Annotated in this window: 7 protein-coding genes; 4 read left to right on the top strand and 3 right to left on the bottom strand. The window is 72.1% G+C overall.

Annotated features, from left to right (window positions below; all coding sequences use genetic code 11):
* Nucleotides 1-26 precede the first annotated feature (26 nt).
* The 3 genes from ACZ6AQ_RS22655 to ACZ6AQ_RS22645 all read right to left on the bottom strand — a co-directional run bounded on the left by ACZ6AQ_RS22655 (nt 27) and on the right by ACZ6AQ_RS22645 (nt 3754).
* Nucleotides 27-671, bottom strand: coding sequence for a hypothetical protein (locus ACZ6AQ_RS22655; RefSeq protein ID WP_468761747.1), 645 nt, complete (start codon nt 669-671; stop codon nt 27-29).
* A 161-nt stretch (nt 672-832) separates the two neighbouring features.
* Nucleotides 833-2092, bottom strand: a complete 1260-nt coding sequence (locus ACZ6AQ_RS22650; RefSeq protein WP_468761745.1) for a metallophosphoesterase — start codon at nt 2090-2092, stop codon at nt 833-835.
* Between the two features lie 555 nt (nt 2093-2647).
* Nucleotides 2648-3754, bottom strand: a complete 1107-nt coding sequence (locus ACZ6AQ_RS22645) for a LacI family DNA-binding transcriptional regulator (RefSeq protein WP_388690188.1) — start codon at nt 3752-3754, stop codon at nt 2648-2650.
* 390 nt (nt 3755-4144) lie between these two features.
* Between ACZ6AQ_RS22645 and hisC the strand changes: the two genes are divergently transcribed.
* The 4 genes from hisC (at nt 4145) to cydD (ending at nt 11803) form a co-directional block, all read left to right on the top strand.
* Complete coding sequence (gene hisC, locus ACZ6AQ_RS22640) at nt 4145-5242, top strand: histidinol-phosphate transaminase (RefSeq protein WP_468761743.1); 1098 nt, start codon at nt 4145-4147, stop codon at nt 5240-5242.
* A 299-nt stretch (nt 5243-5541) separates the two neighbouring features.
* Nucleotides 5542-7050: a cytochrome ubiquinol oxidase subunit I gene (locus ACZ6AQ_RS22635; RefSeq protein WP_468761741.1), complete on the top strand. Its 1509-nt coding sequence runs from the start codon at nt 5542-5544 to the stop codon at nt 7048-7050.
* An 18-nt stretch (nt 7051-7068) separates the two neighbouring features.
* Nucleotides 7069-8070 (top strand): cytochrome d ubiquinol oxidase subunit II, encoded by a 1002-nt coding sequence (gene cydB / locus ACZ6AQ_RS22630; protein ID WP_468761739.1) that lies wholly within the window; start codon nt 7069-7071, stop codon nt 8068-8070.
* Between the two features lie 40 nt (nt 8071-8110).
* Nucleotides 8111-11803: a thiol reductant ABC exporter subunit CydD gene (gene cydD, locus ACZ6AQ_RS22625; RefSeq protein ID WP_468761737.1), complete on the top strand. Its 3693-nt coding sequence runs from the start codon at nt 8111-8113 to the stop codon at nt 11801-11803.
* Nucleotides 11804-11805: the final 2 nt, after the last annotated feature.

Genomic DNA, 11805 nt, shown 5'->3' with positions numbered 1-11805 from the left:
GGCGCGTCGGCCGGCCCGCCGTCTCCTCAGGGTTCGGCGGGATCGGTGGCGGCGAGGGCGTCCCGGAGGAAGGGGAGGATGCCGCGTTCGAGCAGTGCGAGGCGCCAGGTCTCGCGGGCGCGGGAGAGTTCGTCGTCCGGAGCGGTGGGCGGGCCGCCCGCGTTCACCGCGACCGGGCTGTTGCGCAGGGCCGTCACGAGGAGCCCGGCGCCGGCGCAGAGCAGGCCGGCGACGGCGAGGGAGCCGAAGACCAGCCCGGCCGTCAGCAGCGTCGCGCCGAACGCCACGGTGGGGGCGAGGGCGCGCAGCACCCCTCCGACCAGGAGGAGGACGACGGCGGCGGTGCCCGCGAGGACGGGGACCATGACGGTGACGATCGCGACGACACCCGCGCCGGGCCCGGGGAGGTCGTACGGGGGCGGGGTACGGGTCCCGGCGGACGCGCGGCTCCGCTCACGGACCCTGACGAAGTGGTCGTACTCGTTCGCGGCGGCGGAGGTGACCAGAGCTGTCGCGTTCAGCGTCATCGCCCGCAGTTGCGCGGTCGTCAGCCGGGTGCCCACTCCGGCGAGTTCCGGACGTGCGTGGGCGGTGCTCAGTGCGTCGTCGAGGACCCGCTCGTACTCGGCGCGATCCTCGGTCAGCAGGTGCGGAGCCACGTTCATGTGCATCCCCCGATGCTCCGTAGGCCCGGTTCAGCCGTGGGAATACGGTGGGTCGGGCGGAAACGGAGGAGAGCCTGCTACGGATGGACCCGATGGTAGGGCGGCGGTGCCACGGGCTGACAGGGTGTTTCCGGAAATCGCCCTTCTCGGATGCGCAGGGTGATAGGTCAGTCGGTCAGGGGGAGTTGGACCACCAGTAGTTTTCCGGCCATGGTCACTCCGCCGTCCATCGCGATCGCGAGTCCGTCGGCGTAGACGTGCGGTCCGACGACGGCCGGGCGTGCGTTCTCCTCACCGTCCTCGGTGCCGACCTGGCCGAGGAGGTAGGGGATCGGGCTGTGGCCGTGCACGATCCGGTGGCCGCCGTAGGTGGAGAGCAGCTCCTGGACGGCCTGCGGGCCGCCGTCGTCACGGAACGCGAAGCGCTTGGTGAACTTCCGGAAGACGTCCCAGACCTCGTCGGCGTCGTTCCGGTTGAGGATCTCGTGGACGGTTTCGTTGACGTCCTCGATGGTCTCGCCGTATTCGAGGTACGCGGTGGTGTCCGAGTGCACGAGGAGGTGGTCGTCCTCCAGCACCACGGCGTCGAGCCGTGACATCCACTGGAGGTGGACGTCCTGGAGCCGGTCCATGTCCTGCTTCTGGCCGCCGTTGAGCAGCCAGGCGGCCTGGAAGGTGGCGGTGCCCGCTCCGGAGTTGACCGGGGTGTCGCCGAAACGCTTGGCGCCGAGGAGCAGCAGCTCGTGGTTGCCCATGAGGGCCTTGCAGTAGCCGCCGGCGGCGGCGGCCTCGGCGGAGAGACGCATGACCAGGTCGATGACGCCGATGCCGTCGGGGCCGCGGTCGGTGAAGTCGCCGAGGAACCAGAGACGGGCGTTGCCCGCGGCCCAGCCGCCGTTCTCGTCGACGAGACCCTGGGCGCGGAGCGCCGCGAGGAGTTCGTCGAGGTAGCCGTGGACGTCGCCGACGACGAAGAGGGGGCCGGGTCCTTCGCCGGACGCGGGCTCGCCGGCGGGGGCGGGCGCGGGGGCGACGTGGACCTGGACGGTGTCGCCCCGGTTGATGACGGGCAGATCGCGTTCGGTCGGCGTGTAGCCCTCGGGGATCTCGCCCTCGGGGAAGGCGTTGCCCGGGTGGCCGGAGTGCTCGGCGGGCACGGAGGCGGTGGGAACGGCGGAGGAGCCGGCGTCCGTGCCGTCCGCGTCGGTGCGCGCGGGCGCGGTGCGGTGGCCCAGGCGCAGGGTCGGATCGGCGGGCAGGGGCGCGACGGCCCGCGGCGTTGTGGCCGGGGGCGCGGCCGGCTGCCGCGCGGCCTCGCGCGCCGGGAGCGGCACGGCCTCGACGGGGGAGGACGCGACGGGGGGAAGGGTTCCGGCGGGGTCCTGGCGGATCGCCGCGGCGGGGTGCCCGGCGGGCGCGGGGGGCACGGCGGGCGGGGGAGGTGCCTGGCCCGGCGCCGGGTGCGCGCCCTGCGGGGGCTTCGCGTACGAGGGGCCCGGCGGTGACGACTCCGCGTGAGGGGTCGTGTGCGACGGCTCCGCGCGCGCATGCTCCGCGTACGGGTGTTCCACCGGCCCGGCCGCCGACGGAGGCCGCGGGGCCGACGGCTCGGCGGCATGGCCCTGTACGGGTACGCGCGCGTACGGCGGTACGCGGAAGTCACGCAGTGTCGCCGTGCGTACCACGGGCTCCTGACCGGCCCCCTGAGTCATCGACCCCTCCACCACCGTCGCGATGCCCTGCACATCGCGGACCGGCCTGGTCGGGGTGGTCCGCGGTGTCGTCCGCCCATCATAGGAATGAGGGTCCTCCTGTGGGACGCACCAGGGTGGTGAATCCGGGTCCACTCCGGGTTCACCGGTCGTTTCGCCCGAATTGGGAAGATGTGATCCAGGGTCGTGGCCGGTGTGGTGTTCGGTTTCGCCGTTCCCGCCCCGGGGCAGGGACGGGAACGGCGTGTGCGAAGGGCCGTTCGCGGGAGGTCAGTCCTTCGCGGGCGAGCGCGGCGGGCTGACCGTCGTGCGGGGCGGACGGCGCTGCGAGGAGGTGCGGACGATGAGCTCGGTGGGTATCACCTGTTCGACCGGGCCGTCGCTCTCGGCCCCTTCGATGGCGTCGATGAGGAGCTGGACGACGGCCGTGCCGATCCGGCGCGGCTTGAGCGAGAGCGTGGTGATGGGCGGTTCGGTCGTCGCGTAGCCGGCCGACTCGCTGCAGCAGACCAGCAGGAGGTCGTCCGGGACGCGGAGCCCGTAGCGGCGCGCGGCCGCGAGGAGGTCGGTTCCGTTGGGGTCGAAGAGGCCGTACACGGCGTCGGGACGGTCCGGGCGGGCGAGCAGCCGGTCGGCCGCGACGGCGCCCGCGCACGGATCGTGCGCCGGATACGACTCGTAGACGGGGTCCTGCCCCACGCGCGCGCACCAGTTGAGGTACGCGGTGGTGGAGAGGCGGGTGTACGTGTCGGTGGTGGTGCCGGTCAGGAGGCCGATGCGGCGGGCGCCGGCGTCGGCGAGGTGGTCGAGCAGGTCGAGGACGGCGGCTTCGTGGTCATTGTCGACCCAGGCGGTGACCGGAAGGGTGCCGGCGGGGCGCCCGTCGGAGACGACGGGGAGGCCCTGACGGACCAGTTCGGTGACGACCGGGTCGTGGTCGGAGGGGTCGATGACGACGGTGCCGTCGAGGGCGACGTTCGACCAGACGTCGTGGCGGGAGGTGGCGGGCAGGATGACCAGGGCGTAGCCCCGCGCGAGCGCGGCCGACGTGGCCGCCCTGGCCATCTCCGCGAAGTACGCGAATTCGGTGAAGGTGAAAGGTTCATCCCCGTACGTGGTCACGGTCAGGCCGATGAGTCCCGACTTGCCGGTACGGAGCGTGCGGGCCGCCGCCGACGGGCGGTAACCCAGCCGGTCGGCGACCTCGCGGACGTGGCGGCGGGTGGCGTCGGGGAGCCGGCCCTTCCCGTTGAGCGCGTCGGAGACCGTCGTGATGGAGACCCCGGCGGCGGCGGCCACGTCCCGGATGCCTGCCCGGCCCTGCCGGTTTCCGCGGGTCTGTGCCCGGCTCACCTGATGCTTCCCTGCTGCTGTCATGGCGAGCTGATAGTAGGGCGAGGGAGGGCGGTCGGGACGGCCGCATATGCGGGCATGGACAGGCACGTTTCTGCATGATCCGAAGCGCCCAAAATCCATAAAAGCAAAGGAAGTTGGGGGAAAGTGCCTGTGTTTCCCGGGTGTCGAGCGGCATGGACCTGATGAGGGGGCGCGGTCGGGAAGTGGTCTCAACTCACCTCTACGGGGGACGCGCGCCACGGCGTTCGCCACCGGCGCGCGCCACCCGGGCGCGCGCTCCCCCCTGTCGGGGAAGCCCCGGGCGCGACCGCACGGCGTGTCCTTCCCGTTGTCCACAGCCCATTCGCACCGGAGGCGAATCCTCATAAGGTGAGGAGTATTGGTGGTACGTACGGTCGAGGAGGCCACACTGTGAGCGAGACCAGCGGGACGAGCACCGGCAGCCCCAGGCTGCGCGCCGAGCTGGACGGTATCCCCACCTACAAGCCGGGCAAGCCGGCCGCCCAGGGCGGCCCCGTGGCCTTCAAGCTGTCCTCCAACGAGAACCCCTATCCGCCGTTGCCGGGGGTCCTGGAGAGCGTGGTGGCCGCCGCCGACACCTTCCACAGGTACCCCGACATGGCCTGCACCGGTCTGATGGCGGAGCTGGCCGAGCGCTTCGGCGTGCCCGTCTCCCACCTGGCCACGGGCACCGGCTCGGTCGGGATCGCGCAGTCGCTGATCCAGGCCACCTCGGGACCGGGCGACGAGGTGATCTACGCCTGGCGCTCCTTCGAGGCGTACCCGATCATCACGCAGATCAGCGGGGCCACCTCGGTGCAGGTGCCACTGACCGACGGCGAGGTGCACGACCTCGACGCGATGGCGGAGGCGATCACCGACCGGACCCGGCTGATCTTCGTCTGCAATCCGAACAACCCCACGGGAACCGCCGTGCGCCGGGCCGAGCTGGAGCGGTTCCTCGACCGGGTGCCCTCCGACGTCCTGGTCGTGCTCGACGAGGCGTACCGGGAGTTCGTGCGCGACGCCGAGGTCCCGGACGGCGTCGAGCTGTACCGCGACCGCCCCAACGTCGCCGTGCTGCGCACCTTCTCCAAGGCGTACGGTCTGGCCGGACTGCGGGTCGGCTTCGCGATCGCCCACGAGCCGGTGGCGGCGGCGCTGCGCAAGACGGCCGTGCCGTTCGGCGTGAGCCAGCTGGCGCAGGACGCGGCGGTGGCCTCGCTGCGGGCCGAGGACGAGCTGCTGGGCCGGGTCGGATCGCTGGTGACCGAGCGCGAGCGGGTCCACGCGGCCCTGGTGGCCCAGGGCTGGACCGTGCCGGACACCCAGGCGAACTTCGTCTGGCTGCGGCTCGGCGAGCGGACGGCGGACTTCGCGGAGGCGTGCGAGCGGCACGGGGTGGTGGTGCGGCCCTTCGCGGGCGAGGGCGTGCGCGTCACGATCGGCGAGGGAGAGGCGAACGACCTCTTCCTCCAGGCGGCCGAGGGCTTCCGCAAGGAGCTCTGAGGAACGGCCCGGCCGGCCCCCTGGCGATCCGACGCGTCAGGTTTCCGGGGCCCGGTCCGGTACGGGCCCCGAGACCCGGCCCCCGCGAGCGATCCCGCTCGCGGGGCCCTTTCGTGCGGGGCCGGATGTGAGGAAAGAGACGTGCCCGGCGGGGACCCCGAAGACACGTACGGGTTTCACGTGAGCCATAATGCTTGTGAATGTGAACGCGTTCACAAGCGTGTCCTGTTCATGCCGGTACGGCCGGTATGGGAGGGCGAGCCGCCGATATGACCACGGCGATGTAAGGAGAGACCGACGTGGACCTCGCTCTTGCGCCAGAGACTCTGGCGCGTTGGCAGTTCGGCATCACCACCGTCTACCACTTCCTCTTCGTCCCCCTGACGATCTCCCTGGCCGCCCTCACCGCAGGGCTCCAGACGGCCTGGGTGCGGACGGAGAACGAGAAGTACCTCAGGGCGACGAAGTTCTGGGGCAAGCTCTTCCTGATCAACATCGCCATGGGCGTGGTCACCGGCATCGTGCAGGAGTTCCAGTTCGGCATGAACTGGTCCGACTACTCGCGTTTCGTCGGTGACATCTTCGGCGCCCCGCTCGCCTTCGAGGCGCTCATCGCCTTCTTCTTCGAGTCGACCTTCATCGGCCTGTGGATCTTCGGCTGGGACAAGCTGCCGAAGAAGATCCACCTCGGCTGCATGTGGATGGTGTCGATCGGCACGGTCCTCTCCGCGTACTTCATCCTGGCGGCCAACTCCTGGATGCAGCACCCCGTGGGCTACCGGATCAACGAGGAGCGCGGCCGGGCGGAGCTCACCGACTTCTGGCACGTGCTCACCCAGAACACCGCCGTCGCCCAGTTCTGCCACACCATCACGGCGGCCTTCCTGGTCGGCGGCGCGTTCATGGTCGGCATATCCGCCTTCCACCTGGCGCGCAAGAAGCACGTCCCGGTGATGCGGACCTCCCTGCGGCTCGGTCTGATCACCCTGATCATCGCCGGTCTCGGCACCGCCGTCAGCGGCGACCTGCTCGGCAAGGTCATGTTCAAGCAGCAGCCGATGAAGATGGCCGCCGCCGAGGCGCTCTGGGACGGGGAGGCCCCCGCGCCCTTCTCGATCTTCGCCTACGGAGACGTCGACAAGGGCCACAACAAGGTCGCCGTCGAGGTCCCCGGGCTGCTCTCCTTCCTCGCGAACGACGACTTCAGCTCGTACGTGCCCGGCATCAACGACGTCAACAAGGCCGAGCAGGAGAAGTACGGCCCCGGCGACTACCGGCCCAACATCCCCGTCGCCTACTGGGGCTTCCGCTGGATGATCGGCTTCGGCATGGCCTCCCTGACTCTGGGCATGATCGGCCTCTGGCTGACCCGGAAGAAGTTCATGCTGGCGCCGGGGCTGCGGACGGGCGAGGACGAGGTGCCGAACCTGGTCCTCTTCAAGAACAAGGCCCTCAGCCACCGGATCGGCCGCTGGTACTGGATCGTCGCCCTCTGGACGATGCTCTTCCCGCTGATCGCCAACTCCTGGGGCTGGATCTTCACCGAGATGGGCCGCCAGCCGTGGGTGGTCTACGGCGTGCTGCGCACCCGTGACGCCGTCTCCCCCGGTGTCTCCCAGGGCGAGGTCCTCACCTCCATGCTCGTCTTCACCCTGCTCTACGCCGTCCTCGCGGTCGTCGAGGTCAGGCTCCTCGTCAAGTACGTCAAGGCGGGGCCGCCCGAGCTGACCGACGACGACCTCAACCCGCCCACCAGGATCGGCGGGGACACCCGTGACCCCGACCGGCCCATGGCCTTCTCGTACTGAGGCTCAGGAGATCGAGGCATGGAACTCCACGACGTCTGGTTCGTACTCATCGCCGTCCTCTGGACCGGCTACTTCTTCCTCGAAGGGTTCGACTTCGGGATCGGTGTCCTGACCAAGCTGCTCGCCCGCGACCGGGTCGAGAAGCGGGTCCTCATCAACACCATCGGCCCCGTCTGGGACGGCAACGAGGTGTGGCTGCTCACCGCCGGCGGCGCGACCTTCGCCGCGTTCCCCGAGTGGTACGCGACGCTGTTCTCGGGCTTCTACCTGCCGTTGCTGCTCATCCTGGTCTGCCTGATCATCCGGGGCGTCGCCTTCGAGTACCGGGTCAAGCGGTCCGGGGAGAAGTGGCAGCACAACTGGGAGCAGGCCATCTTCTGGACCTCGCTGCTGCCCGCGTTCCTCTGGGGCGTGGCCTTCGGCAACATCGTCCGGGGCGTGCGGATCGACGGGGACATGGAGTACGTCGGCACCCTCGGGGACCTGCTCAACCCGTACGCGCTCCTCGGCGGCCTGGTCACGCTCACCCTGTTCACCTTCCACGGCGCGGTCTTCGCCTCGCTCAAGACGGTCGGGGACATCCGGGTCCGGGCACGCGCGCTCGCGCTCAGGCTGGGGCCGGTCACGGCGGTGCTCGCGCTCGCCTTCCTGATCTGGACCCAGGTCCACACGGGGAACGGCTGGAGCCTGGTGGCGACGGCGGTCGCGGCGGTGGCGCTCGTCGGCGCGATCGTCGCCATCGGAGCGGGGCGCGAGGGCTGGTCGTTCGCGTTCTCGGGGATCACGATCGCCGCCTCGGTGGCGATGCTCTTCCTCGCGCTCTTCCCGGACGTCATGCCCTCCTCGCTCGACCCGGCGTGGAGCCTCACCGTGACGAACGCCTCGTCGAGCCCGTACACGCTCAAGATCATGACGTGGTGCGCCGCGATCGCGACCCCGCTGGTGCTGCTCTACCAGAGCTGGACCTACTGGGTGTTCCGCAAGCGGATCGGCACGCAGCACATCGCCGACGCCCACTGAGGACCGCCGTGGAAACCAGGCCGACGCTCACCAGAGGGGCATGTTTCACGTGAAACCGATCGATCCGCGTCTGCTCCGGTACGCCAGGGCCACCCGTCTCTTCCTGATCGCGGTGGTCGTGCTCGGCCTCCTCGGAGCGGCGCTGGTCGTCGCCCAGGCGATGCTCATCTCCGAGATCGTGGTGGGGGCCTTCCAGGAGGGCCGACCGGTGTCCGCCCTGACCACCCCCCTGCTGCTGCTCGCCGGAGTGGCGGTGGCGCGGGGGGTGGTCTCCTGGCTGACCGAACTCGCCGCCCACCGGGCGAGCGCGGCGGTCAAGTCCGAACTGCGCGGCCGGCTCCTCGTCCGCGCCGCCGCCCTCGGTCCCGGATGGCTCGGCGGTCAGCGGACCGGTTCGCTGATCGCCCTCGCGACGCGGGGCGTGGACGCGCTCGACGACTACTTCGCCCGCTACCTGCCCCAGCTGGGACTCGCGGTGGTCGTGCCGGTGGCGGTCCTGGCCCGGATCGTCACCGAGGACTGGGTGTCGGCGGCGATCATCGTCGTCACGCTGCCGCTCATCCCGCTCTTCATGGTCCTCATCGGCTGGTACACCCAGGCCCGGACGGACCGGCAGTGGAAGCTGCTCTCGCGGCTCTCCGGTCACTTCCTGGACGTGGTGGCCGGTCTGCCCACCCTCAAGATCTTCGGCCGGGCGAAGGCCCAGGCCGAGTCGATCCGCGCGATCACCTCCGCGTACCGGCAGGCGACGATGCGCACGCTGCGGATCGCCTTCCTCTCCTCCTTCGCCCTCGAACTGCTCGCCACGCTGTCCGTCGCCCTGGTCGCCGTGACCATCGGCATGCGACTGGTCCACGGCGATCTCGACCTCTCCACCGGACTCGTCATCCTGATCCTGGCTCCCGAGGCGTACCTCCCGCTGCGGCAGGTGGGGGCCCAGTACCACGCGGCCGCTGAGGGGCTCGCCGCCGCGGAGGAGATCTTCGCCGTCCTGGAGCGGCCGGTCCGGGAGGGCGGCACGGGGGCGGTGCCGGACTCCGTGCGCCTGGAACTGGACACCGTGACGGTGCGCCACGCCGGACGGACCGAACCGTCGCTCGACGCGGTGACGCTGACCGTCGAGCCGGGCGAGACGGTGGCCCTGGTCGGACCGAGCGGCGCCGGGAAGTCGACGCTGCTCGACGTGGTGCTCGGCTTCACAGCCCCGGAACCGGGCGGTTCCGTGCGGGTCGGCGGCCGGGACCTCGCGGCGCTCGACGCGGAGGAGTGGCGGTCGCGGATCGCCTGGGTGCCGCAGCGTCCGTACCTCTTCGCGGGGACGATCGCCGAGAACGTACGCCTTGCCCGCCCGGACGCCACCGACGAAGCGGTCCGGGAGGCCCTGCGCGACGCGGGGGCGGACGGGTTCGTCGCGGGTCTCCCGGACGGGCCCGAGACCCTGCTCGGCGAGGACGGTGCCGGGCTCTCGGCGGGGCAGCGGCAGCGGCTCGCGCTCGCCCGTGCCTTCCTGGCCGACCGGCCCCTGTTGCTGCTCGACGAGCCCACGGCCGCGCTGGACGGCGAGACGGAGGCGGGCGTGGTCGACGCGGTCCGGCGTCTCGCGGCCGGCCGGACGGTTCTGCTGGTGGTCCACCGTCCGGCGCTCCTCGCGGTGGCGGACCGGGTGGTGAGCCTGGCGGGTCCGGCTGCCGCCGCAGCGACCGCGGCCGACGGGCCGGTCCCCGCCGGCGGCGCCGGTCCGGACGGGACGCCGGACGCGGCCGGTGACGTCGGCACGGCGACGGCCGCCGACGGGGACGATACGGCCGAGGGGACCGGGCCGGACCCGGCCGGTGCGGGAGCCCGGACCGGCGTGGACGGAACCGTCGACGGTGAACCGCGCGGCCCGGTCGGCGCCACGGACCCGCGCGGTGTGCTGCGGCGGGTCCGGGACATGGCGGGGGCGCTCAAGGGACGCATGGCGCTCGCCCTGTCGCTCGGAAGTCTCGCCCTCGGTTCCGCCGTCGGACTCATGGCCGTGTCCGGCTGGCTCATCTCCCGGGCCTCCGAACAGCCGCCCGTGCTCCACCTGATGATGGCGGTCACCGCCACGCGCGCCTTCGGCATCGGCCGGGCCGTCTTCCGGTACGCCGAACGGCTCGTCTCGCACGACGCCGTCCTGCGGATGCTCGCCGACCTGCGGGTCTCCGTCTACCGGCGGCTGGAACGGATCACCCCCGCCGGACTGCGGCGCACCGGTCGCGGCGACCTGCTCGCCCGGCTCGTCCAGGACGTCGACGCGCTCCAGGACTACTGGCTGCGATGGCTGCTCCCGGCGGGCACCGCGCTCGTTGTGGGCGCCGTGTCCACCGGGTTCACCGCCTGGCTGCTGCCCGAGGCCGGTGCCGTCCTCGCCGTGGGCCTGCTGGTCGCGGGGACCGCCGTACCCGCGGTCGGCGGGGCCCTCGCCCGGCGGACCGGACGGCGACTCGCCCCCGCGCGCGGCGCCCTGGCGTCCGCCGTGGCCGACCTGCTCCGCGGTTGCGCCGAGCTGACGGTGGCCGGCGCCCTGCGGAGCCGTGTCGAGCGGACCCGGGCGGTCGACCGGACGCTCACCGGCATCGCCTCTCGGCAGGCCGCGGCCACCGCGCTCGGCGCCGGGCTCTCCGCCCTGGTCTGCGGCCTCACGGTCGTGGCCGCCGCGGTCGTCGGCGTCCAGGCCGTACGGGACGGGCGGCTCGACGGGGTGTCCCTCGCCGTGGTCGTCCTGACGCCCCTCGCCGCCTTCGAGGCCGTGACCGGGCTGCCGCTCGCCGTCCAGTACCGGCAGCGCGTCAAGCACAGCGCCGAGCGGGTCCTCGACGTGCTCGACGCCCCCGTGCCCGTACACGAGCCGAGGACGCCCGTCGCGCCTCCCGAGGGGCCGTTCCCGCTGGAGCTGACCGGGGTCTCCGCCCGGTACGCCGGTCAGGAACGTCCGGCGCTCGCCGGTTTTGACCTCACCCTGGAGGCCGGGCGCAGGGTCGCCGTCGTCGGTGCGTCCGGCTCCGGGAAGACCACGCTCGCCCAGGTGCTGCTGCGGTTCCTGGACGTGGAGGAGGGCACGTACCGGATCGGCGGTGTGCCCGCCCGGGAGCTGGAGGGGGACGCGGTACGGCGCCTCGTCGGCCTCTGTGCCCAGGACGCGCACCTCTTCGACAGCTCCGTCCGCGAGAACCTGCGGCTCGCCGGGGTCGGCGCGGACGACGGGGAGCTGCGCGAGGCGCTGCGGCGGGCCCGGCTGCTCGACTGGGTGGAGGCACTGCCGCGGGGGATGGACACCCTCGTGGGCGAACACGGCGCCCGGCTCTCCGGCGGCCAGCGCCAGCGGCTCGCGCTCGCGCAGGCCCTCCTGGCGGACTTCCCGGTCCTCCTCCTGGACGAGCCGGCCGAACACCTGGACCTCGCCACCGCCGACGCGCTCACCGACGACCTGCTGCGGGCCACCGAGGGCCGTACCACCGTCCTCATCACCCACCGGCTGTACGGCCTCGACGCCGTCGACGAGGTGATCGTCCTGGACGGGGGGCGGGCCGTGCAGCGCGGACCGTACGCCGAGCTGGCGGCGGAGGAGGGCCCGCTGCGCCGGATGCTGGAGCGGGAACGGGAGGCCGATTCGCTCGCCGCAGCCGTGGTGAACGGGGCGGCCGGTGCCCGCCACCGCGACGGTGACCGGGCGGTCGGCGCGGGACAGCCGACTTTTCTCTGCAAATAGGG

The organism is Streptomyces sp. NPDC041191 (assembly GCF_055591945.1).
Note: the sequence above shows the minus strand (reverse complement) of the source record. Positions and strands in the feature narration are given on the sequence as shown.